Annotated in this window: 28 protein-coding genes and 1 tRNA gene; 13 read left to right on the top strand and 16 right to left on the bottom strand. The window is 65.0% G+C overall.

Annotated features, from left to right (window positions below):
- Positions 1 to 52: 52 nt before the first annotated feature.
- The 9 genes from D2N39_RS09780 to D2N39_RS09740 form a co-directional block, all read right to left on the bottom strand.
- Positions 53 to 1,036, bottom strand: coding sequence for a Gfo/Idh/MocA family protein (locus tag D2N39_RS09780; protein WP_119134590.1), 984 nt, complete (start codon positions 1,034 to 1,036; stop codon positions 53 to 55).
- Positions 1,037 to 1,108: 72 nt separating this feature from the next.
- Positions 1,109 to 1,726, bottom strand: coding sequence for a class I SAM-dependent methyltransferase (locus D2N39_RS09775; protein WP_119134589.1), 618 nt, complete (start codon positions 1,724 to 1,726; stop codon positions 1,109 to 1,111).
- A complete protein-coding gene (locus D2N39_RS09770) occupies positions 1,716 to 2,474 on the bottom strand; it encodes a CDP-alcohol phosphatidyltransferase family protein (RefSeq protein ID WP_119134588.1) in 759 nt (252 codons plus the stop codon). Before D2N39_RS09770 ends, D2N39_RS09775 begins: the two co-directional genes overlap by 11 nt.
- A gap of 3 nt (positions 2,475 to 2,477) precedes the next feature.
- Positions 2,478 to 3,176 carry a phosphatidylserine decarboxylase gene (locus D2N39_RS09765; protein WP_119134693.1) on the bottom strand — a complete coding sequence of 233 codons (699 nt, stop codon included), beginning with the start codon at positions 3,174 to 3,176 and terminating at the stop codon, positions 2,478 to 2,480.
- A gap of 207 nt (positions 3,177 to 3,383) precedes the next feature.
- Entirely contained in the window at positions 3,384 to 3,560 is a 177-nt protein-coding gene (locus D2N39_RS22855) for a hypothetical protein (RefSeq protein WP_158589801.1), read from the bottom strand.
- Between the two features lie 137 nt (positions 3,561 to 3,697).
- Entirely contained in the window at positions 3,698 to 4,594 is an 897-nt protein-coding gene (gene rpoH / locus D2N39_RS09755) for an RNA polymerase sigma factor RpoH (protein WP_119134586.1), read from the bottom strand.
- 187 nt (positions 4,595 to 4,781) lie between these two features.
- Positions 4,782 to 6,017, bottom strand: coding sequence for a sialidase family protein (locus tag D2N39_RS09750; RefSeq protein WP_119134585.1), 1,236 nt, complete (start codon positions 6,015 to 6,017; stop codon positions 4,782 to 4,784).
- A 68-nt stretch (positions 6,018 to 6,085) separates the two neighbouring features.
- Complete coding sequence (gene irrA, locus D2N39_RS09745; RefSeq protein WP_119134584.1) at positions 6,086 to 6,514, bottom strand: iron response transcriptional regulator IrrA; 429 nt, start codon at positions 6,512 to 6,514, stop codon at positions 6,086 to 6,088.
- A gap of 75 nt (positions 6,515 to 6,589) precedes the next feature.
- Positions 6,590 to 7,849: an MFS transporter gene (locus tag D2N39_RS09740; RefSeq protein ID WP_119134583.1), complete on the bottom strand. Its 1,260-nt coding sequence runs from the start codon at positions 7,847 to 7,849 to the stop codon at positions 6,590 to 6,592.
- A 155-nt stretch (positions 7,850 to 8,004) separates the two neighbouring features.
- Here D2N39_RS09740 and fabA point away from each other — a divergent pair, with 155 nt between their 5' ends.
- From fabA to D2N39_RS09725, 3 genes are read left to right on the top strand one after another with little or no spacing between them, the layout of a single operon-like run.
- A complete protein-coding gene (gene fabA / locus D2N39_RS09735; protein ID WP_119134582.1) occupies positions 8,005 to 8,514 on the top strand; it encodes a bifunctional 3-hydroxydecanoyl-ACP dehydratase/trans-2-decenoyl-ACP isomerase in 510 nt (169 codons plus the stop codon).
- Positions 8,515 to 8,534: 20 nt separating this feature from the next.
- A complete protein-coding gene (fabB, locus tag D2N39_RS09730; RefSeq protein WP_119134692.1) occupies positions 8,535 to 9,764 on the top strand; it encodes a beta-ketoacyl-ACP synthase I in 1,230 nt (409 codons plus the stop codon).
- Between the two features lie 26 nt (positions 9,765 to 9,790).
- Positions 9,791 to 10,579 (top strand): enoyl-ACP reductase FabI, encoded by a 789-nt coding sequence (locus D2N39_RS09725; protein ID WP_119134581.1) that lies wholly within the window; start codon positions 9,791 to 9,793, stop codon positions 10,577 to 10,579.
- Positions 10,580 to 10,690: 111 nt separating this feature from the next.
- Here the strand turns inward: D2N39_RS09725 and D2N39_RS09720 are convergent.
- A tRNA-Gly gene (locus tag D2N39_RS09720) sits at positions 10,691 to 10,764 on the bottom strand.
- Between the two features lie 58 nt (positions 10,765 to 10,822).
- Complete coding sequence (locus D2N39_RS09715; RefSeq protein WP_054301750.1) at positions 10,823 to 11,068, bottom strand: accessory factor UbiK family protein; 246 nt, start codon at positions 11,066 to 11,068, stop codon at positions 10,823 to 10,825.
- 138 nt (positions 11,069 to 11,206) lie between these two features.
- On the opposite strand from D2N39_RS09715, the gene lgt reads away from it, so the two are divergent.
- The 4 genes from lgt (at position 11,207) to D2N39_RS22850 (ending at position 14,292) form a co-directional block, all read left to right on the top strand.
- Positions 11,207 to 12,100, top strand: coding sequence for a prolipoprotein diacylglyceryl transferase (lgt, locus tag D2N39_RS09710; protein WP_119134580.1), 894 nt, complete (start codon positions 11,207 to 11,209; stop codon positions 12,098 to 12,100).
- Complete coding sequence (locus tag D2N39_RS09705) at positions 12,087 to 13,166, top strand: class I SAM-dependent methyltransferase (protein WP_119134579.1); 1,080 nt, start codon at positions 12,087 to 12,089, stop codon at positions 13,164 to 13,166. Before lgt ends, D2N39_RS09705 begins: the two co-directional genes overlap by 14 nt.
- Complete coding sequence (pgeF, locus tag D2N39_RS09700) at positions 13,163 to 13,918, top strand: peptidoglycan editing factor PgeF (protein ID WP_119134578.1); 756 nt, start codon at positions 13,163 to 13,165, stop codon at positions 13,916 to 13,918. Before D2N39_RS09705 ends, pgeF begins: the two co-directional genes overlap by 4 nt.
- A gap of 227 nt (positions 13,919 to 14,145) precedes the next feature.
- Positions 14,146 to 14,292 carry a hypothetical protein gene (locus D2N39_RS22850; RefSeq protein ID WP_158589800.1) on the top strand — a complete coding sequence of 49 codons (147 nt, stop codon included), beginning with the start codon at positions 14,146 to 14,148 and terminating at the stop codon, positions 14,290 to 14,292.
- A gap of 486 nt (positions 14,293 to 14,778) precedes the next feature.
- Here the strand turns inward: D2N39_RS22850 and D2N39_RS09695 are convergent, their stop codons facing one another.
- Positions 14,779 to 15,279 (bottom strand): Lrp/AsnC family transcriptional regulator, encoded by a 501-nt coding sequence (locus tag D2N39_RS09695; RefSeq protein ID WP_119134577.1) that lies wholly within the window; start codon positions 15,277 to 15,279, stop codon positions 14,779 to 14,781.
- A 194-nt stretch (positions 15,280 to 15,473) separates the two neighbouring features.
- Here D2N39_RS09695 and trxB point away from each other — a divergent pair, with 194 nt between their 5' ends.
- Together trxB and D2N39_RS09685 are read left to right on the top strand one after the other, a co-directional pair.
- Positions 15,474 to 16,412 carry a thioredoxin-disulfide reductase gene (trxB, locus tag D2N39_RS09690; RefSeq protein WP_119134576.1) on the top strand — a complete coding sequence of 313 codons (939 nt, stop codon included), beginning with the start codon at positions 15,474 to 15,476 and terminating at the stop codon, positions 16,410 to 16,412.
- Between the two features lie 137 nt (positions 16,413 to 16,549).
- On the top strand, positions 16,550 to 17,353 hold the full coding sequence (locus D2N39_RS09685; RefSeq protein ID WP_119134575.1) for a hypothetical protein: 804 nt from the start codon (positions 16,550 to 16,552) through the stop codon (positions 17,351 to 17,353).
- A 39-nt stretch (positions 17,354 to 17,392) separates the two neighbouring features.
- Here the strand turns inward: D2N39_RS09685 and D2N39_RS09680 are convergent, their stop codons facing one another.
- Both D2N39_RS09680 and D2N39_RS09675 read right to left on the bottom strand, forming a co-directional pair.
- Positions 17,393 to 17,620 (bottom strand): DUF1150 family protein, encoded by a 228-nt coding sequence (locus tag D2N39_RS09680; protein WP_119134574.1) that lies wholly within the window; start codon positions 17,618 to 17,620, stop codon positions 17,393 to 17,395.
- A gap of 13 nt (positions 17,621 to 17,633) precedes the next feature.
- Positions 17,634 to 18,089 carry an Hsp20 family protein gene (locus D2N39_RS09675; RefSeq protein WP_119134573.1) on the bottom strand — a complete coding sequence of 152 codons (456 nt, stop codon included), beginning with the start codon at positions 18,087 to 18,089 and terminating at the stop codon, positions 17,634 to 17,636.
- Positions 18,090 to 18,296: 207 nt separating this feature from the next.
- On the opposite strand from D2N39_RS09675, the gene D2N39_RS09670 reads away from it, so the two are divergent.
- The 3 genes from D2N39_RS09670 (at position 18,297) to D2N39_RS09660 (ending at position 20,180) form a co-directional block, all read left to right on the top strand.
- Entirely contained in the window at positions 18,297 to 18,515 is a 219-nt protein-coding gene (locus D2N39_RS09670) for a YdcH family protein (protein WP_119134572.1), read from the top strand.
- Between the two features lie 66 nt (positions 18,516 to 18,581).
- Positions 18,582 to 19,067: a 5-(carboxyamino)imidazole ribonucleotide mutase gene (gene purE / locus D2N39_RS09665; RefSeq protein ID WP_119134691.1), complete on the top strand. Its 486-nt coding sequence runs from the start codon at positions 18,582 to 18,584 to the stop codon at positions 19,065 to 19,067.
- A 45-nt stretch (positions 19,068 to 19,112) separates the two neighbouring features.
- The gene (locus D2N39_RS09660; RefSeq protein ID WP_119134571.1) at positions 19,113 to 20,180 is read left to right on the top strand and encodes a 5-(carboxyamino)imidazole ribonucleotide synthase; all 1,068 of its coding nucleotides are present in this window, start codon (positions 19,113 to 19,115) and stop codon (positions 20,178 to 20,180) included.
- A gap of 136 nt (positions 20,181 to 20,316) precedes the next feature.
- On the opposite strand, the gene D2N39_RS09655 is transcribed toward D2N39_RS09660, so the two are convergent.
- Both D2N39_RS09655 and D2N39_RS09650 read right to left on the bottom strand, forming a co-directional pair.
- Positions 20,317 to 21,141 carry a DMT family transporter gene (locus D2N39_RS09655; RefSeq protein WP_119134570.1) on the bottom strand — a complete coding sequence of 275 codons (825 nt, stop codon included), beginning with the start codon at positions 21,139 to 21,141 and terminating at the stop codon, positions 20,317 to 20,319.
- 60 nt (positions 21,142 to 21,201) lie between these two features.
- Positions 21,202 to 21,555, bottom strand: coding sequence for a hypothetical protein (locus tag D2N39_RS09650; protein WP_233557103.1), 354 nt, complete (start codon positions 21,553 to 21,555; stop codon positions 21,202 to 21,204).
- Between the two features lie 71 nt (positions 21,556 to 21,626).
- Here D2N39_RS09650 and D2N39_RS09645 point away from each other — a divergent pair, with 71 nt between their 5' ends.
- Positions 21,627 to 22,367: a DeoR/GlpR family DNA-binding transcription regulator gene (locus D2N39_RS09645; protein ID WP_119134569.1), complete on the top strand. Its 741-nt coding sequence runs from the start codon at positions 21,627 to 21,629 to the stop codon at positions 22,365 to 22,367.
- The last annotated feature ends 71 nt before the right edge of the window (positions 22,368 to 22,438 follow it).

The following is a 22,438-nucleotide window of genomic DNA, read 5'->3' as shown; positions in this document are numbered from 1 at the left end:
CCTCGGGGGTGAATTGCCGCAGGCAAGAGGGGGCGGAAAGCCCCCTGCGCGGTCAGATTTCTGTGGCCACCGCAAAGACCTGATCGATCATTGCCTGCGTCCCGCGCGAGAATTCCAGCGGACAGGCGTAGGGCACGCCTTCTTGCAGACTGCGGCCGAAAGCCTCCACCTGCAGCACATACTGGTTTACGGCAGGGAAGCGCCAGCATTCGCTGCTGTTGCCGCTGCGGTGCAATTCCACCTGCGCTTCGCCGAACAGCCCGGCATTGAAAGGCGCGGTGACGCGGATCAGGCCGGTTTCACCCTGAAACACCACTTCCTGCCGGGGAAACAGCCGCATCGAGGTGATGGAGGACCAGGTGAAGCGGCCTGTCGGCCCCTCCATTTCTCCCACCACCTGCGCCCATGTATCGACGCCGTTTTCCAGCTTTACCCGTGCGCTCAGCGCAACAGGCTCTGCCCCAGTGGCAAAGCGGGTCGAGCCGAACGTATAGACGCCGATGTCACGCAAGCCGCCACCGCCGGTTTCCGGGCGGTTGCGGATATTGCCGGGATCGGCGCGGTTGTCATAACTGAAGGCGGTATCGACATGGTCGATCCGGCCGATGGCCCCTTCGGCGATCAGGGCACGGACCTTCTGCCATTGCGGGTGATGAACGATCATATAGGCCTCGGCGACCAAGAGCCCTGACGCATCGCGCGCTGCGATCAGCCGGTCGAACTCGCCCGCCCGCATCGCCATCGGCTTTTCGGTCAGCACATGTTTGCCCGCCGCGATGGCGCGCAGGGTCCACTCCAGATGCAGGTGATTGGGCAGCGGGATATAAACCGCATCAATGCCCGGATCGGCCAGCAGCGCCTCATAGCTGTCATGCAGGCGCAAGCCCGGCGCGAAAGCGGCAAAAGGTGCGGCCCGGTCGGCCGAGCTGCTGGCCAGCGCCACCAGTTCCGCATTGCGGGCGGCGTGGATCGCCGGCCCCATATGTTCGCGCGCGAATTTCGCCGCGCCCAGAATGCCCCAGCGGGTGATCGCCATTGCCCTGCCCTTTCGATGTTTTCGCTAACATCATAAAGGCAGGGCCGCCGCGGGACAACGCCCGCGACAGGATCAGCGGCGGCGCAGGCGCAGATAGGTCATCAGGCCAAGCGGCGGCAGGCCGTCTTCCTCGACAAGGTCCAGACGCGGATCGCCCAGCACGCGGGCACGGGCGAAATCGCTGTGCCAGCCCAGCAGGTCCGACAGCGGCGCGAACAGCCGCTCGAACCGCGCCATGGCGCCCTTGCCTTCTGCCGCGAAATGGTTGGTGATCAGCACATGGCCGCCGGGACGGCAGACGCGCGCCATCTCGGCCAGAACACGTTCCGGTTCCGGCACGACCGACATGATGTGCATGGCGCAGACCGTATCGAAGCTGGCATCCGGGAAATCCAGTTCGCGTGCATCCATCTGGCGCAGGCTGCGCACCTGGGTCAGGTGCTGTTCGGCCACTTTCGACCGCGCCTTGGCCAGCATCGCCTCCGAAAAATCCACCCCCGTCACCGCCAGATGCGGCGCATAGAACGGCAGGGCAAGGCCGGTGCCCACCCCCACCTCCAGCACCTCGCCGCCGACGGCATTGGCAAAGCCGGTGGCGCGGCGGCGACCCGCATTGGTCATGGCGCCGAAGGTGCGGTCATAGACCGGCGCCCAGCGGGCATAGGATTTTGCGATGGCTTCAAGCTCCATCCGTCGGCTCCTCCAGCGGTTCGGGGTCGGACGGGCGGCGGAACAGGCTGACCACCACCACGGCGATATAGACGAGATCCAGTGCCACCAGCGTCGCCCAAGGGTAGGCCAGCAGGGCTGCCAGCAGACCGGCGAACCCCACGACGACATAGCGCACATATTGCGCCTCGAAGGTGACTTTCTTGAAGGAGGGCGTCGGGAAGCGCCCGATCATCGCCGCGCCGACCAAGGCCATGTAGACCGCCACCACCCCGCCCGGCAGGCTTTGTCCGGTGCCACCGAAAGAAAAGGCCGCAAACATCGGCAGGAAGGCCAGCATGGCACCGGCAGGTGAAGGCACGCCTTGGAAGCCGGATTTCTCGGCCGCCTTGTCAATCGCGCGATTGCCAAGGTTGAAGCGCGCCAACCGCAGAAGGCAGGATACCACATAGATCAGCACCGCGATCCAGCCTGCCGATTTCATGTCCTGAAGCGCCCAGAGCCAGAGGATCAGCCCCGGCGCCACGCCGAAATTCACGAAATCGCACAGACTGTCGAGTTCGGCACCGATCTGGCTTTCACTGCGCAGCAATCGCGCCACGCGCCCGTCAAGCCCATCCAGCACCGCCGCCAGCAGGATCAGCAGCAAGGCGGTGCGATACCAGCCCTCGATCGCGAAGCGGATGGCCGTGACCCCGGCACAAAGTGCCCCGACGGTCAGCATGTTGGGCAAAAGCCCGGCAATGGACAGGCGGCGCGGGCTGGCCATGGCCTACACCATCTTCGCAAGGCGCTGCGGCAGGTCGCGGCCCAGTTCCGCAATCACCGTTTCGCCCGCAACGCAGGTCTGGCCCAGTGTCACCAGAGGCACCACGCCCTCCGGCAGATAGGTATCGACCCGGCTGCCAAAGCGGATCAGCCCGAAACGCTCTCCGGTCTTCAGGCCCTGCCCCTCGCTGACGAAGGGCACGATGCGGCGGGCAACCAGCCCGGCGATCTGCACCACCGCGATGCGGCGGCCATCGGCCAGTTCAAGGCACAGCGAATTGCGCTCGTTATCTTCGCTGGCCTTGTCGAGCGAGGCATTGAGAAATTTGCCGGGCCGATAGGCCATCTTCACCAGACGGCCCGCGACCGGGGCACGGTTCACATGGCAGTTGAACACCGACATGAAGACCGAGACACGCAGCATCGGCGCATCGCCCATGCCCAGTTCCGGCGGCGGCACGGCGCGTTCGATCAGCGAGACCATGCCATCGGCGGGCGAGACCATCAGCCCCTCGCCCTGCGGCACGGCGCGTTTGGGGTCGCGGAAGAAATAGTAGCACCAGACAGTCAGGCCCGTGCCGATCCAGCCAAGCGGTTCCCAGATCCAGAACAGCACCAGCGTCACCACGGCAAAGGCCGCGACGAATTTATAGCCCTCCGGGTGCATCGGCTTGAGGAAGGTCTTGAGCATTTCCGAGGGCATCGACATGGGTTCCGGTCCTTGATCGTTTGCGCCTAGGTAATGACAGCAGCCCCTGCACGCAACGCCCGGCCTTCGCGTGGGAAGAACAGAGTCGCCTTGCGACGCTTTGAATGGCAAAAGCGACGCGATGTAAAGCCCCCGCAACATCGCCCCGGCCGAATCCGGCGGCGCAACGCCCGAACCGGGCAGATGCGCCGCCCTGCCCCGTCAGCGCCGGGACAGTTGCACCACCGCCCCGATCACACCGACAAGGCCCAGTCCGCAGAACAGATATTGCAACGCCCGCAATGCGGGGCTGGCACCGTCAGACCCGAACAGGATCATCGCGCCGGAAATGGCGACGGCGATCAGGCCGATCATAAGTGTCTGTTTCGGATTGTTCATCGCAAGAATATTCCCTGAAAAAAGCGCACCCACCAGCGCCGCGGAAATCTTGCCATCACTATTTAATCCGGTCCAGCGGGATCAGATGCTGGCCGAGATGATGAAGGGCGGCCCGAAGGCCGCCCCTGCCGCGCCCGTCAGGCGTCGATCAGCATGCCCTTGCCACGGGCCAGTTCCTTCATGCGCGTCTGCAACTTTTCAAAGGCGCGCACCTCGATCTGGCGAATCCGCTCGCGGCTGACGCCATAGCTTTCAGACAGGTCTTCCAGCGTCACCGGCTCGTCTGACAGGCGGCGCTGGACGAGGATGTCCTTCTCACGGTCGTTCAGGACAGCCATCGCCTGCGTCAGAAGCTCCCGCCGCGCATCCAGTTCGTCACGTTCCTCATAGGCGCCGGCCTGATCGCTGTCCTCGTCCTCCAGCCAGTCCTGCCATTGCGTCGTGCCGTCGCCATCCGAACCGACGGTGGCATTCAGCGAAGCGTCCGAACCCGACAGGCGGCGGTTCATGGCGATGACCTCGTCCTCGGTCACCGACAGATCCTTGGCGATCTGGGCCACATTTTCGGGACGCAGATCGCCTTCCTCCAGCGCGCCCAGCTTGGCCTTGGCCTTGCGCAGGTTGAAGAACAGCTTCTTCTGCGCCGAGGTGGTGCCCAGTTTCACAAGGCTCCACGACCGCAGGATATACTCCTGAATGGCCGCGCGGATCCACCACATCGCATAGGTGGCAAGGCGGAAGCCCTTTTCAGGGTCGAACCGTTTGACCGCCTGCATCAGGCCCACATTCGCCTCGGAAATCACCTCGGCCTGCGGCAGGCCATAGCCGCGATAGCCCATGGCGATCTTGGCGGCGAGCCGCAGATGGCTGGTGACCAGCCGGTGCGCCGAGGCCGGATCCTGACGGTCCACCCAGGCTTTGGCCAGCATGTATTCCTCTTCAGGTTCCAGCAGCGGGAACTTGCGGATTTCCTGAAGATAGCGGTTCAGCCCCTGTTCGGGACTGGGTGCGGGAAGATTGGTATAGGTGCTCATTGTCTGACCCCCTTGGCCCCTGCGGAATGTGATCCCCCGCACGGGGCTGCAAAATCCAGGCAGCACATGGCCCTGTCGCAGGGCGATGCTGCTCTTTTTACGTCAGATGCGCATGATCCGTCGCAATTGCGAGTTTTGTGACACATCTTCACACAACTGTGTCGCGCGAAACCCGTTCCGTGAACACTCAGCGGATCGAACCCCGCCGCAGGTAGATGAAGCTCTGGCTGCCATCCACCGGCCCGGCCCCGACAAGGATTTCCCGGTCAGACAGCGGCTCGACAAAGGAATAGAAGGCCGCATCGCCGCCGAAGGGGCGCTTCTGTTCCGCGAAGTTGCGGGCATTGCGGTCGCCCAGCCAGACATTGATGCGATGCCGGGTGTTCACCGATACTACCACGCGGCCGTCGGCCAGAACCGTGGCATAGGGTGCGCCGCCGAATTCCTTGTCATTCATCCGCCAGGCATTTGACGGGGAATCGGGATAAACCCTGTCATCCTGAAAGCCGTCGTAATCGGCGCTGGTCCACGGCCCGGAAAACGCCTTGCCCGTCCACCCCCAGTCGCCAGGATCGCTGGCCACCACATAGGGTGACACCGCCTTGTCGATCTCCTCGGCCACGAAGGCGATGCGCGGACCGGGCAGGATGAAGGGCGTGGGCATGCCACCGCCGCTTTTGTTCGATTGCGTCACGCCCCGCGGTTCCACGAAGTTGCGGTGCACGATGCGGCCGGTGAACCGCTCGGGGTTCGGGTCCGTCCATGTCCAGCCATTGTCATAAGACACGATCCACGCGACGGCACGGCCATAATCCTCGGACCGGCTGGCATGTTCCGCCGCCACATAGGTCGGCACTGCGCGCTGGGTGTAGAACAGATAGATGTCGCGGTTACCGTCGCCATTGGCATCTGCGGGCACCTGAATCGGCCGCCCCTCCCAGTTGGCCCCCTGAAACACCTGCTGTGGCGCGCCCCAGCTTTGCCCCCCGTCCAAGGAATAGCGCACATCCATGTAATAGTCCTTGGCGAGGTTGGACCCGCGCAGGCGCCGCTGCATCGACATCATCAACCGGCCATCGGCCAGTTCGATCACGTTGCAGCTTGCATAGTTCCAGGTCTTGTTGGCGTCGTTCACCTTGACCGCCGTGCCCCAGCTATGGCCGTTGTCGGTGGAGCGATACATCCAGAAATCGCCGCCCATCTCGGCGGTCTGGTAGAACAGCAGCAGATCCCCGGCATGGGCGCCCTGACGCAGCTTCACCAGTCGCGGATAACGGCCGATGCCTTCCGGCGGACGCAGGTCGATGCGGTCGGTCCAGACGATGCCCCTGCCCGCGCTGTCGGCCTGCGCAGACCCAAACAGCCCTGTCAGGACAAGCGACGCCCCCAGCAGGGTAGCCAGAACAACAGACCGTATACGCATTCGGAAACTCCGCAATCACAAGGACATGGCCGCGCGCGCAGCCGATTGCGGACAGTGTAGCGGCGCGCTCAGCTCCGGCGCAAGCGGATCACCACATCGACCCGCGCGATCTCGGCGCCTTCCGGCGCATCGGGCAGCCGCGTGATTTCCAGCTGGTCGGCGGGCGCATCGGTCAGCCTGCCGTCATCTTCCCAGTAGAAATGCGGATGATCGTCCATCCTTGTGTCGAAATAGCTTTTCGACCCGTCCACCACCACTTCCTGCATGATCCCCGCCTCGCAGAAGGCGCGCAGCGTGTTGTAGACAGTGGCAAGACTGACCTTTTCCTCACCCGAGATCGAGGCGGCATAGAGGCTTTCGGCGGTCACATGGCGATCCGCGCCATCCCCCACCAGAAGCGAGGCGAGCGCCAGCCGCTGCCGGGTCGGCCGCAAGCCGCCCTGCGCCAGCCAGCCGGTTGCGCGTGCCATCACCATGTCGTCAGCGGTCTCGGTCATCTTGCTTTCCGGTGCCAAGGATCATTGCAGTCTAAGCGCGCGGGCCGGGGATTTCAAACCCATTCCCCGTTTTTGTTACCTCTGCAACAACACCTGCGGCAGATAGGTGCCCAGCGGGCGCCAGACAAGCGCCGTCAGCAGCAGCGTTCCAAGCGCCGCAATCCAGAGCGGCGCCTCCAGCGCGGCGATGCGGCCCATTGGCCCCTCGGACAGCCCGATCACCTGCCCGGCAAGGACCGAGCCCACCGGCATCATCCCCCAGGCCATCAGCCGGTAAAGGCTGTTCACCCGGCCCCGGATCGCATCGGGCACCAGCCGCTGCCGGGTCGAGACCGAGACGATGTTCCAGTTCAGCCCCCAGAACCAGGCCATGCCCAGCGCCAGCCCCACCGTCACCGGGCCGGGCGCCAGCGCCATGGCGGCGAAACAGGGCGCGCCAGAGAACATCGCCACCCGCATCAGCCGCACCGCCCCCATGGCACGGACCACCCGGTCCCCCACCAGCCCCGAGGCAATGCCCCCCAGCGCCGCCGCCGCCAGCACCATGCCATATTGCCCGGCAGGCAGGCCGAGCTTTTCCTGCGCCAGCAGCACCAGCGCGAACATCACCATGCTGTCGAACATGTTCCAGAACCCGGTCGCCACCGCCAGCATCCGCAGCAGCGGCGAGGCGCGCAGGAAGGCCCAGCCCTCGACCAGTTCGCGCCGCCAGTTGCGCGAGGCCGTGGCGCGCGGGGGCGCCTGCACCCCGGCGATGCCCGCGATCATCAATCCGGCCAGCCCGTAGGCCAGCGCATTGCCGGCAAAAGGCAGCGCCAGCGCCAGACCCAGCGCCGCCGCCCCCAGCGCGGGGCCGACCAGCGCATTCCCCACGCTTTCCACCAGCCAGAGCCGGGCATTGGCGCGTTCCAGCCCTTCCGAGGCAACAAGGGCGGGCAGGAAGGATTGCGCCGCATTGTCACGAAAGACCTCGGCCACACCCACGGTCAGCGCCGAAAGACACAGCGCCACGAACAGAGGCACCGAACTGACCCCGCTGGCGGGGGCCGCAGGCAAAGGCGAGGCCACCCAAAGCGCCAGCGCCGCCGCACCGAACCCCGCCGCGCGTAAGCCGTCCATCGTCACGATCAGCCGCCGCCGGTCCATCCGGTCGGCTACGATCCCGGCGGGCAGCGCAAACAGCAGCCAGGGCAGCCGCAGCGCCACCGGCACCAAAGCGATCAGCGCCGCATCCCGCGTCAGCAGCGTCGCCACCCAGAGCCAGGCAACCGTTGCCACGCCATCCGCAAGATTGGCCAGCCCGGAAGCGGCCAGAAACATCCGATAGCCGCGCATTTGCCTTCACCCTGCCCCGTTGCCCGTAATTGCCGCCCAGCCATGCCCGCCCGGCGACAATGCCCCGCCACGCGCGGCCACACCGCCCGCCACCCTTGCCACGGCCAAGACCGGGGTGATAGAGGGGACCAAGGATAAAGGGAGAAAAGGGCCAGATGGCGGCATTTCCGACAAGCTTCACCAAGGACGATCTGCTGAAATGCGCACGGGGCGAGTTGTTCGGTCCGGGCAATGCGCAGCTTCCGGCGCCGCCCATGCTGATGATGGACCGCATCACCGACATTTCCGAAGATCGCGGCGAACATGGCAAGGGCCATGTGGTCGCCGAATTCGACATCACCCCCGACCTGTGGTTCTTCGACTGCCATTTCCCCGGCAACCCGATCATGCCCGGCTGCCTTGGCCTTGACGGGCTGTGGCAGCTGACCGGCTTCAACCTTGGCTGGCGCGGTTGGCAGGGGCGCGGCTATGCGCTGGGCGTGGGCGAGGTGAAGCTTACCGGCATGGTGCGGCCCGACCGCAAGCTGCTGACCTACAAGGTCGATTTCACCAAGGCCCTCCAGACCCGCCGCCTGACCATGGGCGTGGCCAACGGCATCGTCGAAGCCGATGGCGAGGTCATCTATCAAGTCACCGACATGAAGGTCGCCCTCTCGGCCTCCTGATCCCGGAAGGAATGAACACCATGCGTCGCGTCGTCATCACCGGCATCGGTATCGTCTCGCCCATCGGCAACACTGCCGCCGAGGTGGAAGCCAGCCTGCGCGCCGGGAAATCCGGCATCGTCTTCTCGCCCGAATATGCCGAACACGGCTTCCGCAGCCAGGTCCACGGCATGCCGCAGATCGTGCTGGAAGACCATATCGACAAGCGCGACCTGCGCTTCATGGGGCCGGGTGCCGCCTATAACTTCATCGCCATGAACCAGGCGGTGGCCGACAGCGGGCTGGAGCCGGGCGACGTGTCGAACGAACGCACCGGCATCATCGTCGGATCGGGCGGGCCCTCGACCTCGAACTTCTTTCAGGCGCATCAGATTGTCATCGAAAAGGGCGCGCCCAAGCGCATGGGCCCCTTCATGGTGACCCGCTGCATGAGCAGCACGAATTCCGCCTGCCTTGCGACGCCCTTCAAGATCAAGGGCGTGAACTATTCGATCACCTCGGCCTGTTCGACTTCGGCCCATTGCATCGGCAACGGCGTCGAACTGATCCAGATGGGCAAGCAGGACATCGTGTTCGCCGGCGGCGGCGAGGAACTGGACTGGACGCTGTCCTGCCTGTTCGACGCCATGGGCGCGATGTCGTCGAAATATAATGACAGCCCCGCCACCGCGAGCCGCGCCTTCGATGCCACCCGCGACGGTTTTGTCATCGCCGGCGGCGGTGGCGTGGTGGTGCTGGAAGAGCTGAACCACGCTCTTGCGCGCGGTGCGAAGATCTATGCCGAGGTCACCGGCTACGGCGCCACCTCTGACGGTCACGACATGGTGGCCCCCTCGGGCGAGGGCGGCGAACGGTCGATGCGGCTTGCGGTCGCCACCCTGCCGGAAGGCCGCAAGATCGACTATATCAACGCCCACGGCACCTCGACCCCTGCGGGCGACGTGACAGAGGTGAAGGCCGTCCGCCGCGTCTTTGGCGATGGCAATGTGCCGCCGATCTCCTCCACCAAATCGCTGACCGGGCACAGCCTGGGCGCGACCGGGGTGCATGAGGCGATCTATTCGCTGCTGATGCTGAACGGGGATTTCATCACCGCTTCGGCCAATGTCACCCAGCTTGATCCCGAACTGAAGCCCGAGGAAATCGTCACCACCTACCGCGAGGGGGTGGAGCTGGATTCCGTGCTGTCCAACAGCTTTGGCTTCGGCGGCACCAATGCCACGCTGGTCATGAGCAAATACCGGGGCTGAACGCCCCCGTTTCAGGGAGAGCCGGCATGGCGGATCTGATGAAAGGCAAGCGCGGGCTTGTCATGGGCGTCGCCAACGAACGCTCGATCGCATGGGGCATCGCCAAGGCGCTGGCCGACGAGGGCGCGGAACTGGCGTTTTCCTATCAGGGTGAAGCCTTCGGCAAGCGGGTGGAGCCGCTGGCGGCCTCGGTCGGCAGCGATTTCCTTGTGGATGTCGATGTGACCAACGATGAAAGCCTCGATGCCTGCTTCGGCGCGCTGAAGGATCGCTGGGGCACGATGGATTTCCTCGTCCACGCCATCGCCTTCTCCGACAAGAACGAGCTGACGGGCCGGTTCATCAATACCAGCCGTGGAAACTTCAAGCACTCGCTTGATATTTCGTGCTTTTCCTTCATCGACGTCAGCCGCCGCGCGGCCGAGATGATGCCGGAAGGTGGCAGCCTGATCACCCTGACCTTCCAGGGATCGAACCGCGTCACGCCGAATTACAACGTGATGGGCGTGGCCAAGGCCGCGCTGGAAAGCGCCACGCGCTATCTGGCGAACGATCTTGGCCCGCAGAAGATCCGCGTCAACGCGATTTCGCCCGGCCCGATGAAGACGCTGGCGGGTGCGGCCATCGGGGGCGCCCGCGCGACCTACCGGCACACCGAACAGAACGCACCGCTGCGGTCGAATGCGACGCTGGAGGCTGTTGGCGGCACGGCGGTCTGGCTGTGCTCCGACTACGGCGCCTTCACCACCGGCGAGGTGGTGCGCGTGGACGGTGGCTTCCACGTCCTCGGCATGCCGCAGGCCGACAATCTCTGATCCGGGTCGAAGCGGGTTCAGGAACAGACAAGGCCGGGGCATCCCCGGCCTTTTTGATTACGCTGAAAGCGCGCAGAGCTACTGTCAGACACACTGAAGTTTCAGGAAAACTGGAGCGGGTAGCGGGAATCGAACCCGCCCCATCAGCTTGGAAGGCTGAGGCGCTACCACTACACCATACCCGCCGCTCTGCTGCCCGATTAGCACCGGGCCGGGGCGTTTCGCAACCCCGAAAACAGCCGCTTACTTCAGCTTCGCTTCCAGCGCCGCGATCCGGGCCGAAAGCGCCTCGTTTTCCTCGCGCGCCTTCTGCGCCATGGCGCGCACGGCGTCGAATTCCTCGCGGCTGACGAAATCGCGGTCGGCCATCCAGCGATCCATCAGGCTTTTCATCGCCGTCTCGGCCTCGGTCTTCGCGCCCTGGGCCACACCCATGGCATTGGTCATCAGCTGCGACATGTCGTCCAGAAACTTGCTGCGCGTCTGCATCGGGCTACTCCTGTTCTTCGGCCCTATATGCGGCCTGTCGCCCGGCGCATCAAGGGCCGGGACGGCTGCGGTTGACAATGCCGCAGCCCCGCAACACAAGCGAAAGGCCCCACCCGAACCGGGGTCACGGAGGCCGGAATGAGCTACATCCCCTTCCCCGACCTGTCGCCCGACGTGTTCTCGGTCGATCTGTTCGGGGTCACCTTCGCGCTGCGCTGGTATGCATTGGCCTATATCGCCGGTCTGCTGATTGGCTGGCGTCTGGTGCTTCGAGTGCTGACCACACCGCGCTTCTGGTCCGGCAATCCGCCGATGACAGGGGAACAGCTTGATCGGCTGCTGACCTGGATCATCCTCGGCGTCGTTCTGGGCGGGCGGCTGGGCTATGTGCTGTTCTATCAACCCGGCTTCTACCTTGAACATCCCGCGCAGATTCTGCGGGTCTGGGAAGGCGGCATGTCCTTCCACGGCGGTTTTCTGGGCGTCATCGTTGCGGCGGCGCTGTTCTGTCGGCGCGAAGGTATCCCGATGCTGACCACTGCCGATCTGCTGGCACTGGCCACCCCGCCGGGCCTGTTGCTCGGACGGTTGGCGAATTTCGTCAATGCCGAGCTTTGGGGGCGCCCGACCACCCTGCCCTGGGGCGTGGCCTTCCCCGGTGAAGCCGCACAATCCTGCGCCACGCTGGACATGCCCTGCATCCGCCACCCCAGCCAGCTTTACGAAGCGGGGATGGAGGGGCTGATCCTTGGCGCGCTGCTGCTGTGGATGGCGTTCCGCGCCGCCAGCGCCTTCCGTCGCCCCGGTCTGATCGCGGGCACCTTCATCGCAGGCTATGGTCTTGCACGGTTTCTGGTGGAATTCGTGCGCCAGCCCGATGCCCAATTCGTGACACCTGACAATCCTCTGGGTCTTTACCTCCATCTTGGCGGTTACGGTTTGACGGCCGGTCAGTTGCTGTCCCTGCCCATGATCCTCGCAGGAGCTTACTTTATCGTTAATGCCCGTCGGAGCGCCGATGACTCCGCTTAAGCCGATCCTGCGCGCCCGTATCGCCGCCGCAGGGCCGATGACGCTGGCGGAATACATGGGCGAATGTCTGCTGCACCCCGATCACGGCTATTACACGACGCATGAGCCTTTCGGGCAGACGGGTGATTTCATCACCGCGCCGGAAATCAGCCAGATGTTCGGCGAGCTTCTGGGGCTGTGCCTCGCCCAAAGCTGGCTTGACCTTGGCGCGCCTGCGCCTTTCACGCTGGCCGAGCTTGGCCCCGGACGTGGCACGCTGATGGCCGATGTATTGCGCGCCACCGCGCGGGTGCCGGGCTTTCATGGGGCCGCACAGATCACGCTGGTCGAGGCCTCGCCCGCCCTGCGTGCCCGCCAGCACGCCACGTTGGGCGCACATCCGGTCACATGGCTGGACAGCGCGAACGATCTGCCCGAGGCACCGCTGTTCCTGCTGGCGAATGAATTCTTCGACGCCCTGCCGATCCGGCAATTCACACGGGCCGCGACCGGCTGGGAGGAAACCGTCGTCACCTTGCGCGACGGCGCCTTGTCTCTGGCGCGCGGCCCGGCCCTGCCGATTGCCGCGCTGGATCACCGGCTGGCCGACACGGCGCCGGGCGAGGTAGTGGAAATCTGTCCCGCCGCCCTGCCGGTGATGGCACCCCTCGGCGCACGCATCACGCAGCACGGCGGGGTGGCGCTGATCCTCGATTATGGCGGCTGGCAGTCGCGCGGCGATACGTTTCAGGCGCTCCGCAACCACGCCTTCACCGATCCGCTGGCCGCCCCCGGCGCCGCCGATCTGACCGCGCATGTCGATTTTGCCGCATTGGCCCAAGCGACGCCCTGCCCGGCCGCCTATACCACGCAGGGGGCGCTGCTGGGCGCGCTGGGGATCGAGGCACGCGCGGCCGCTTTGGCCCAAAGGCTGGACGGTGCGGCGCTTCAGTCGCATCTGGCGGCAACTCGGCGCTTGACCGATCCCGAAGAAATGGGAACGCTGTTCAAGGCGCTGGCCCTGCATCGCCCCGGCACCGCACCGCCGCCGGGCTTTCCGGCGGAACCGCCCCGAGACAAACCATGATCGAAATCATCACCTCCCAGACTCTCGCCCCCGTCCGGCACGGCTTTTTCACACGCAAGGGCGGGGCCTCTTCCGGCATCTTTGCCGGGCTGAACTGCGGCAGCGGCTCTTCCGATCTGGCCGAGGCGGTTGCGATCAACCGTGGCCGCGTCGCACAGGCCATGGGGGTGGAGGCTGCGGCGCTTGTCAGTGTGCATCAGGTGCACTCCGCCGATGTGATCACCGTGACCGGCCCGCAGGCGGGCCCCCCGCCACAGGCCGATGCCATGGTGACGCGGGTTCCGGGGCTGGTGCTGGGTGTGTTGACCGCCGATTGCCAGCCTGTGCTGTTTGCCGACGCGACGGCACAGGTGATCGGCGCCGCCCATGCCGGTTGGCGCGGCACCAAAGAAGGCGTGCTGGAGGCGACGCTGGAAGCGATGGAGGCCCTTGGGGCTGATCGCGCGCGCATCCGCGCCGTGATCGGGCCGACGATCAGCCAGGCCGCCTATGAGGTCGGCCCCGAATTTGTCGAAGCCTTCATTGACGAAGATCGCGAAACCGCCCGCTTCTTCGCCAATGGCAAGGGCGACCGCGCATTGTTCAACCTGCCGGGCTATGCGTTGTGGCGCCTGCGCGCGGCGGGCGTGGGCGAGGCCGAATGGACGCGCCATTGCACCTATGCCGATGCCGAGCGATTCTATTCCTATCGCCGCACCACCCATCGCGGCGAGGCCGATTACGGGCGGCTGATCTCCTGCATCCGGTTGTGATTGCGGCAGGTCTGCCCGCGATTTGCCGCAATTTGCGAAACAATCACGCCATATCGTTTCCGAAACGTGGAAAACAAGGCCCATTCAGCGGCCGATCCGGCCTCGGAAAAATCTGTCTAATTTGACGGATTGCCACAATCCCCCCGCAAGCCTGCCGCAAATCCCCGGCATTTTCTGAGCATGGAAAGCCCGCAGGACCGGGCAGATGCAGGATGCAGGAGCAGGACATGAAGAAAGAACGCCGCTGGCTGAAATCGGTGATCGCCGCTTCGGAAAACACCCAACCCGCAATGCCCTGGCAGCGTGGTGCGCGACGCAAACCCCAGGCGCTGAAAGCCGTGGCCCAGCCTGCGCGCGCCCAGGCTGCCCGCTGACCCCGTTTCCTGCCGCGCCACAGGCGCAGCCCGACACTGACCGAAAAGGCCGCGTCCCTGGGGATGCGGCCTTTCGCGTTGCGTGATTCGCGGTGAAATGATCGTTCAAGGGGAAAGATTTCGACAGCGCATCTGTCTTTATCCGCAAACCAAGAAACAATGGCCGTATGACCAGCCACATTTCCGCCGCTGTCGCCACAAAATCGCTAGGACTTTGACAAGACGCCAGATTTCAGCCACCTTTGCCACAGTCCTCGAGAACGGATGGTGGCGCGGTAAGTCCTTGCCCCAATTTGGCTCCCCGCCATCCGCAACAGGTTGTGTAGCTCAGTGCGGGCGGCCCCGCTGCGAACCTCTGCGCAGCGATAAGGGGCCGCCTGTGTGTTTTCGGCTGCCACCTGTCGGCCGGAACATTCGGCCCGCATGCTCGTCAGGCCGGATGTTCCGGTTGAGGATGATTTAACCAGACTTCGGGAAAGAAACCGATCAGGCGGTCTTGCTCAGCCGCGCTTCCAGAACGTCGAAGGGAAGCCCCGGTTCATCCTTGGCGCAGCGGATCACGAGGCTGGTCTTCACGCTGGCCACATTGTCGGCGGCGGTCAGTTCCGCTGTCAGGAAACTCTGGAAAGTCGAAAGATCGGGCGCGACACATTTCAGGATGAAGTCGATCTCGCCGTTCAGCATATGGCACTCGCGCACCAGCGGCCAGGCCCGGCAGCGCGCCTCGAAGGCGCTGAGGTCGGCCTCGGCCTGGCTTTGCAGCCGCACCATTGCGAAAACCTGCACCTCGAACCCAAGTTCGCGCGCATCGACATCGGCGTGGTAGCCTTTGATATAGCCCGATTCCTCCAGCGTCCGCACCCGGCGCAGGCAGGGCGGCGCCGATATGCCCACCCGTTTGGCAAGCTCGACATTGGTCATCCGCCCGTCAGCCTGAAGCTCAGCCAGAATGTGACGGTCGATTGGGTCCAGTTTGGAGCCGGCCATGTAAAGATATCCTTGCTGCGCGGGCCCTTGTAGCAGGTGGCCCGACGTTTTGCGCGGACATTAGGATTTTGCGGCCTCAGGCGCAATATTATTTCGCCCGATGACAGAAATTCGATCTGCCGCCCGGCGCCGCCGGGTTTGCCACCCTGCCCTGCCGCCCTTATATGAGAAGCAAAGCTTTCAACGAGGTTTCCATGAGCGACTCCCGGCACACCCGCCTCCTGATCATCGGTTCCGGCCCGGCAGGGTACACCGCAGCCGTCTATGCCGCGCGCGCCATGCTGGAGCCGGTTCTGGTTCAGGGCCTTCAGCCCGGCGGGCAACTGACAATCACCACCGAGGTGGAAAACTGGCCCGGCGATACCGAGGTTCAGGGACCGGACCTGATGGTCCGCATGGAAAGCCATGCCCGCGCCATGGGGGCAGAGATCGTCAGCGATTATATCTCAAGCCTTGATCTGTCGCAGCGACCCTTTGTGGCACAGGCCGACAGCGGCACCACCTTCACCGCCGATGCGGTGATTCTGGCAACCGGCGCGCAGGCCAAATGGCTGGGTCTGCCGAGCGAGGAGAAATTCAAGGGGTTCGGCGTCTCTGCCTGCGCCACCTGCGACGGCTTCTTCTATCGCGGGAAAGAGGTCGTGGTGATCGGCGGCGGCAATACCGCCGTGGAAGAGGCGCTGTTTCTGACCAATTTCGCCAGCAAGGTCACGCTGATCCACCGCCGCGATTCCCTGCGCGCCGAAAAGATTCTGCAAGAGCGGCTGTTCAAGAACCCGAAGCTCGAACTGCTGTGGAACCACGAGGTGACCGAAGTTCTGGGCACCGAAACACCGCTGGGCGTGACAGCCGTCCGCGCCCGAAACGTGCAGACCGGCGAGATGACCGATGTGCCCTGCGCGGGCTTCTTCGTGGCCATCGGCCATGCCCCGGCGTCGGAACTGGTGAAAGACCAGCTGGAGTTGCACAACGGCGGCTATGTGAAGGTCGAGCCGGGTTCCACCCGCACCTCGATTCCCGGTGTTTTCGCTGCGGGCGACCTGACAGACCATGTTTACCGGCAGGCTGTAACCAGCGCGGGGATGGGCTGCATGGCGGCGCTGGATGCAGAACGCTGGCTGGCCGGGCACTGATGCCTTTTATCGGGCAACAGACCCCGGCGGATTGAAACAGGGGTTGCGGCAGCGCGATCTGGCTGATTCATTGGGGATGCGGCGCAAGTGTCGCATCCCGCTCTATCCTCCTCTCAGCCTGCCGCAAGTGCCCGCCCATGATCGTGACCCTGACCAGTATCCCGCCGCGCTATGGACATCTGGGCAAGGTATTCGATGCCATCGGCGCACAGCGTCATCGCCCGCGCGCGGTCGAGTTGCATCTGCCGCGCCGCTATCGCCGCTTTCCCGGCACCCGCCCCGCCCTTCCGGCCCTGCCGGACTGGGTGACCGTCGTGGATCATGACGAGGATTGGGGCCCTGCCACCAAGGTTCTGCCCGCCATCTGCCGTCACCGGACCGCGCCTGTCGATCTGCTGTTCTGCGACGATGACGCCAGGTATGATCCCGACTGGACTGCGCGTTTCGCAGCGATGCGGCGGGAACGACCGCTGGACGCGCTGGCGGAATTCGGCACCAACCTGTTTCGCCAGACCGGACTGAAGCGCAGCACGCCCCCCGCACCGCATGTGGTTCTGGGCCCGCCGACCGAGGATGAACTGGCCGACGGACGCGCCCGACGCGGGCCGGACGGGCGGCCACTGGATGTGGTGCGTGAGCCGGGCTATGCCAGCCTGCTCTGCGGCTTCGCCGGGGCAATGATCCGGTCGGACTGGCTGGACGAACGTGTGTTCGAGATGCCCCCCGCCGCCCGCTTGGTCGATGATATCTGGCTGTCAGGCATGCTGGAGCTCACCGGACGCAAGATCTGGGTGGGGTCCGGCTGCCGCCGCGGCGACATGGTTACCGAAACCCGGCTGATCGAGCCTTTGCTGCATCACAATGAAAACGGAATGGACAGGGCCGGGGCAAACCGGGTCTGCGCAGAATATCTGCGCAAGACTTTCGGCATCTGGCCCTGAAAGCCCCTGAGCCGAAACCGCCCGCGCACGGGCGGCTCCTCAATGCGCGCTGACGGGGGCCAGATCGTTCTGCCGCGCCAGCGCGAAGGCCAGCGCCCGGTCGCGCACCAGGGCAAGCCTTTCACCATCGGGACGGTGCACGGCGTAAAGCACGGCGATCCCGTCGGCCTGATTGCGGATTTCCTCGGGCAGGTCAGCCACCGCAACGGGACGCACATAGACGATGCGATCCGCGCTTTCGGGGAAAAAATCGACTTTCACATCCATGATCCGTCTCCTTTCACTTTGCCTCGATCCGCTTTACCGGCGCCTCGGCGGCGCTGCGGGAAGTGCGGATCGGGATGGTCTGCACCACGGTATCGGGAACGATTCGGCGCAGGTCGATGTGCAGAAGACCGTGCTCCATATGAGCCCCCGAAACCTCGACCCCGTCGGCCAGCACGAAGCTGCGCTGGAAGGCGCGGCTGGCGATACCGCGATGCAGGAACACCCGTTCGCCCTCGTCGTCAGACTGGCGGCCACGAATGACCAACTGACGGTCCTCGACTGTGATTGAAAGCTCTTCCTCGCGGAAGCCCGCCACGGCCAGCGTGATGCGATAGGCATTTTCCGACACCGCCTCGATATTGAATGGCGGATAGCCCTCGCCCGAGCCCTTCGCGGTGCGTTCGACCAGCCGTTCAAGCTGTTCAAAGCCCAGCAGATAGGGGTGCGATCCGAAACTGATCTTGGTCATCGACTTGCCCTTGACTGAAGCGACATATCGCGCCGGACCCCTGCGGGCATCCGGCCCTGAGCTGAATATGGGGCGCCATCGCCCCCTGCGCAACCCCGTGCACCAAGGTTGGGCCGGCGCAGTTTTCTTCCCCAAAGACATGAAAAAGACTATACTTCTCAAACCCGAAGCCAACGACTCAGACAACAGAGCGACGCCAGGATTGCCATGAACGCCTCTATGGAACTCAACCTCGACGAGATGCTGCGCATCAAGCTTGAGGTGCTGCGGCGTGAACACCGCGATCTGGACGAGGCCATCGGCGCGCTGGAGGCGACGGGCCGCCCCGATCAGTTGACGCTGCGGCGGCTGAAAAAGCAGAAACTGGCCCTGAAGGACCAGATCGTGAAGATCGAGGACCAGCTGATCCCCGACATCATCGCCTGACCGGCATCGGCACTTGCCCCTTGGGGTGCCGCGCGCTAAAGCCCCTGCAAACAAAGGGGGATGCGGATGGCCGTCGAAGTCGGAATCATCATGGGCAGCCAGTCCGACTGGCCGACAATGCGCGAAGCGGCGGCCATTCTGGATGAGCTGGGCATCCCTTACGAGGCGAAGATCGTCTCGGCCCATCGCACCCCCGACCGGCTGTGGAGCTATGGCAAGACCGCTGCGGAGCGCGGGTTGAAAGTGATTATTGCGGGCGCCGGCGGCGCCGCGCATCTGCCGGGCATGATGGCGTCGAAAACCCGCGTGCCGGTGATCGGCGTGCCGGTGCAGACCCGCGCGCTGTCGGGCGTGGACAGCCTTTATTCCATCGTGCAGATGCCCAAGGGCTTCCCGGTGGCGACCATGGCCATCGGTGCGGCAGGTGCGGCCAATGCCGGGCTGATGGCGGCGGGCATCCTCGCACTGCATGACGCGGACCTTGCGGCACGGCTGGAAGCCTGGCGCGACGCGCTGTCTGCCTCGATCCCTGACGAACCCGTTGACGAATAACCCCGCCGGGGGCCGCGCCTCGGGCTGTCAGGGGCTGGTGACCGCATGACCACTCCTCTTCCCCAAGGCGCCACCATCGGCATTCTGGGCGGTGGCCAGCTTGGCCGGATGCTTTCCGTCGCGGCGGCCCGGCTGGGGTTCCGCAGCCATGTGTTCGAACCTGCCGCCAACCCGCCTGCTGCCCATGTGGCGGACCGGGTGACGACGGCAGGGTATGAAGATGCGGCGGCGCTGGCGGCCTTTGCGGCCTCGGTCGATGTCATCACCTATGAGTTCGAGAATATCCCCACCGCCGCACTGGATTTGCTGGAGGCGGCGAAGCCGATCCGCCCGAACCGCCGCGCGCTGGCCGTCAGCCAGGATCGGATTGCCGAGAAGGACTTCCTGACCGGACTCGGGCTGAATGTCGCGCCCTATGCCGCGGTGAACAGCCTTGACGATCTGCGCGCCGCGCTGGAGCGCATCGGGGCGCCTGCCATTCTGAAGACCACACGGCTGGGTTATGACGGCAAGGGGCAGGCGCGGCTCCGCACGGCGGACGATGCCGAAGCGGCCTTTGCCACCATGGGCGGCGCGGCGGCGGTGCTGGAGGGGTTCGTGAATTTCAGCCACGAGGTCTCGGTCATCGCTGCGCGCGGGCTTGACGGGGCGGTGGCCTGCTATGACCCCGGCGAGAATGTGCACCGCGACGGTATCCTGCACACCACCACCGTGCCCGCCCGGCTGAGCGCCGCGCAGCGCGCCGATGCGGTGCTGATCGCGGCCCGCATCCTCAACGCGCTGGACTATGTCGGGGTGATGGGGGTGGAGCTTTTCGTGACACCGCAGGGCCTTTTGGTGAACGAGATCGCGCCCCGCGTGCATAACTCGGGCCACTGGACGCAGAACGGCTGCGCGGTGGACCAGTTCGAGCAGCATATTCGCGCAGTCGCAGGCTGGCCACTGGGCGATGGCAACCGTTATGCCGATGTGGTGATGGAAAACCTGATCGGCGACGACGTGCTGCGCGTGCCGCAGATCGCGGGCGAACGCAATGCGGCGCTGCACCTTTACGGCAAGGCCGAGGCGCGGCCTGGCCGCAAGATGGGCCATGTGAACCGGATCAAGGGCTAAGGGGCGCCGGTCTTGGGGGCATCGAGCCCCCGCGCCCGGCATTGCCATGGCCTGCGGGTGTGGCGGCCTGCTTGCCCTGCCGCGTGGCTGCGGCGACGTTACATGAGTATTTTTGCAAGAAGCAAAGGGTCTTGGGTCAGCGGCGCCGCAGAGTTGCGAGGGCGACCCCGGCCAGCACCACCGCAGAGGCGCCCAGTGCGGGAAGGCCGGGGATTTCGCCAAGCAAGGCCACGCCGCCCAGCAAGGCTATGACCGGCACGGCCATCTGGGCTACGGCGGCGCGTCCCGCCCCCAGTTGCGGCACCAGCGCATACCAGAGCGCATAGCCGAGACCGGAGGTGATGGCACCGGAAGCCAAGGCGAGAATCCAGCCCTCTGTGCCGGGCATTGTGGCGCCGGGCCAGAGCAGCGGCAGTCCGACCAGAGGCAGGCTCCAGACGAAATTCGTGGCCGTGGCGGCCAGCGGATCGGCGGCACGGCGGCCCGCGAGCGAATAGATCCCCCATCCGATTGCCGCGATCAGCATCAGCGCCGCTGCCCGTAGCGACGGCACTGCCCCGGCAGCGGGCAGCATCAGCCAGACCAGCCCGGCAAAGGCCAGCGCCGCACCAAGGCTGCGTCGAACCGGAATGGCTTCTTTCGCAAGAACAGCCCCTGCAAACATGGTGATCTGGACCCCGCCGAACAGGATCAGGGCGCCGGTTCCGGCCTCAAGCTCCAGATAAGCCAGCGAGAATCCCAGCATATAGACGGTCAGGGCCAGCACCGGAACGGGTTTGGCCGGAATGAGGGATTTGCCCCGCAATCGCAACAAAACCAGAAGCATGACCGCCCCGGCCCCGACGCGGATGGCGGCAAAGGCCAGCGGATCGGCCACGCCCCCGGCCAGAGCGGCGCGGTTCAGCAGTGAATTCGCCGCGAAGGCGCAAAGCGTCAACAGAGTGAGGAGCAACAGGTGCATTGCGTGAGGCTAGGCGCTGCCACGCGCAACCTCAATCCCTGCCAAGGTCCAAGGTCCGGGTCACGCCGCGGGCACATCCTCCAGCCGGAGCCAGACCGGAATGCCGCGTGCCATGGCGCGGCGCACATCTTCATCAGCGCCGGTCGAGGCGCCGGGCAGGCGCAGCACCCCGTCGCATATATCCAGCAGGCGATGCGCGGTCGGATACATGACGCTTGTATAAAGTGGCCCGCCAACAACATCGCCCCCTGCCCCGCGCAGCACGGGCAAGGCAACCCATTCCCCGATCATCGGCACATGGCCCTTTTCAAACAGCGGCCAGGCTGCGGCTTCCATCCGGGCCAGGTTCGCTGCCATCCGCGCAGGATCATCCTGCGTTCCGCTACGATAAGGGCCAGCGATGAGGATCAACATGGGCATCTCCGTGCTTGTCTGGCAGTTTTTGCACGTTTATGCTGATTCGTGCAATATCAAGGATTCCAGACATGCTGACCAGCACCCGTAAAGCCTTGCTGCTTGACCGCCTTGCGCGGGATGGGCGTCTGATGGCTACGGATCTGGCCGTCGAGCTGCGGGTGTCGGAAGATACCATCCGCCGCGATCTGCGGGATCTGGCTGCCGAAGGGCGGCTGTTGCGGGTGCATGGCGGTGCGCTGCCGCTATCGCCGACCCATGCGCCGGTTGCCGTGCGCCGCAGCCTGCACCCACAGGCCAAAGCGGCACTTGGGCGCCGTGCGGCGGCGCTGATCCGGCCGGGGCAGATCGTGATCCTTGACGGGGGCACCACGCATCTGGCGCTGGTGGCGGCGCTGCCGCCGGGGCTGGCCTGCACCGTCGTCACCCATGCCCCCGCCATCGCGGCGGCGCTGGAGCCTTTTCCATGGATCGAGATCCTGCTGATCGGTGGGCCGATCCTGCGTCTGTCGATGGTGGCGACCGGGGTGGAGGCGGCCGAGGCCTACGGAAATCTGCGCGCGGACATTGCATTTCTGGGGGTGACAGGCCTTCACCCCGAGACCGGCCTGACCACCGGCCACCCCGAGGAGGCCCGGCTGAAGGCCCGCATTCTGCGCGCAGCGGCCGAGGTTGTGGTGCTTGCGACGCCTGACAAGCTTGACGCCACATCCCCTCATCGCATTGCCCCGCTGGAGGCGATGAACACACTGATCACGACCGGGGAGCGGCCGGATTGGCTTTCGCCGGACAGCCGGCATCTGCGGGCCTGACACCTGCCTTGCAAGGGTTCCCAAAAGGAAAAGGGCGCCCCGAGAGGCGCCCTTCCCTGAACCGATGGTCC

The organism is Gemmobacter lutimaris (assembly GCF_003570715.1).
GTDB classification, from domain to species: Bacteria; Pseudomonadota; Alphaproteobacteria; order Rhodobacterales; family Rhodobacteraceae; genus Gemmobacter; species Gemmobacter lutimaris.
Note: the sequence above shows the minus strand (reverse complement) of the source record. Positions and strands in the feature narration are given on the sequence as shown.

Coding starts and splice junctions, on each gene's coding strand:
- D2N39_RS09780 (WP_119134590.1), bottom strand. CDS start 1,036: ATGGCGATCACCCGCTGGGGCATTCTGGGCGCGGCGAAATTCGCGCGC.
- D2N39_RS09775 (WP_119134589.1), bottom strand. CDS start 1,726: ATGGAGCTTGAAGCCATCGCAAAATCCTATGCCCGCTGGGCGCCGGTC.
- D2N39_RS09770 (WP_119134588.1), bottom strand. CDS start 2,474: ATGGCCAGCCCGCGCCGCCTGTCCATTGCCGGGCTTTTGCCCAACATG.
- D2N39_RS09765 (WP_119134693.1), bottom strand. CDS start 3,176: ATGCCCTCGGAAATGCTCAAGACCTTCCTCAAGCCGATGCACCCGGAG.
- D2N39_RS22855 (WP_158589801.1), bottom strand. CDS start 3,560: ATGAACAATCCGAAACAGACACTTATGATCGGCCTGATCGCCGTCGCC.
- rpoH (WP_119134586.1), bottom strand. CDS start 4,594: ATGAGCACCTATACCAATCTTCCCGCACCCAGTCCCGAACAGGGGCTG.
- D2N39_RS09750 (WP_119134585.1), bottom strand. CDS start 6,017: ATGCGTATACGGTCTGTTGTTCTGGCTACCCTGCTGGGGGCGTCGCTT.
- irrA (WP_119134584.1), bottom strand. CDS start 6,514: ATGACCGAGACCGCTGACGACATGGTGATGGCACGCGCAACCGGCTGG.
- D2N39_RS09740 (WP_119134583.1), bottom strand. CDS start 7,849: ATGCGCGGCTATCGGATGTTTCTGGCCGCTTCCGGGCTGGCCAATCTT.
- fabA (WP_119134582.1), top strand. CDS start 8,005: ATGGCGGCATTTCCGACAAGCTTCACCAAGGACGATCTGCTGAAATGC.
- fabB (WP_119134692.1), top strand. CDS start 8,535: ATGCGTCGCGTCGTCATCACCGGCATCGGTATCGTCTCGCCCATCGGC.
- D2N39_RS09725 (WP_119134581.1), top strand. CDS start 9,791: ATGGCGGATCTGATGAAAGGCAAGCGCGGGCTTGTCATGGGCGTCGCC.
- D2N39_RS09715 (WP_054301750.1), bottom strand. CDS start 11,068: ATGCAGACGCGCAGCAAGTTTCTGGACGACATGTCGCAGCTGATGACC.
- lgt (WP_119134580.1), top strand. CDS start 11,207: ATGAGCTACATCCCCTTCCCCGACCTGTCGCCCGACGTGTTCTCGGTC.
- D2N39_RS09705 (WP_119134579.1), top strand. CDS start 12,087: ATGACTCCGCTTAAGCCGATCCTGCGCGCCCGTATCGCCGCCGCAGGG.
- pgeF (WP_119134578.1), top strand. CDS start 13,163: ATGATCGAAATCATCACCTCCCAGACTCTCGCCCCCGTCCGGCACGGC.
- D2N39_RS22850 (WP_158589800.1), top strand. CDS start 14,146: ATGAAGAAAGAACGCCGCTGGCTGAAATCGGTGATCGCCGCTTCGGAA.
- D2N39_RS09695 (WP_119134577.1), bottom strand. CDS start 15,279: ATGGCCGGCTCCAAACTGGACCCAATCGACCGTCACATTCTGGCTGAG.
- trxB (WP_119134576.1), top strand. CDS start 15,474: ATGAGCGACTCCCGGCACACCCGCCTCCTGATCATCGGTTCCGGCCCG.
- D2N39_RS09685 (WP_119134575.1), top strand. CDS start 16,550: ATGATCGTGACCCTGACCAGTATCCCGCCGCGCTATGGACATCTGGGC.
- D2N39_RS09680 (WP_119134574.1), bottom strand. CDS start 17,620: ATGGATGTGAAAGTCGATTTTTTCCCCGAAAGCGCGGATCGCATCGTC.
- D2N39_RS09675 (WP_119134573.1), bottom strand. CDS start 18,089: ATGACCAAGATCAGTTTCGGATCGCACCCCTATCTGCTGGGCTTTGAA.
- D2N39_RS09670 (WP_119134572.1), top strand. CDS start 18,297: ATGAACGCCTCTATGGAACTCAACCTCGACGAGATGCTGCGCATCAAG.
- purE (WP_119134691.1), top strand. CDS start 18,582: ATGGCCGTCGAAGTCGGAATCATCATGGGCAGCCAGTCCGACTGGCCG.
- D2N39_RS09660 (WP_119134571.1), top strand. CDS start 19,113: ATGACCACTCCTCTTCCCCAAGGCGCCACCATCGGCATTCTGGGCGGT.
- D2N39_RS09655 (WP_119134570.1), bottom strand. CDS start 21,141: ATGCACCTGTTGCTCCTCACTCTGTTGACGCTTTGCGCCTTCGCGGCG.
- D2N39_RS09650 (WP_233557103.1), bottom strand. CDS start 21,555: ATGTTGATCCTCATCGCTGGCCCTTATCGTAGCGGAACGCAGGATGAT.
- D2N39_RS09645 (WP_119134569.1), top strand. CDS start 21,627: ATGCTGACCAGCACCCGTAAAGCCTTGCTGCTTGACCGCCTTGCGCGG.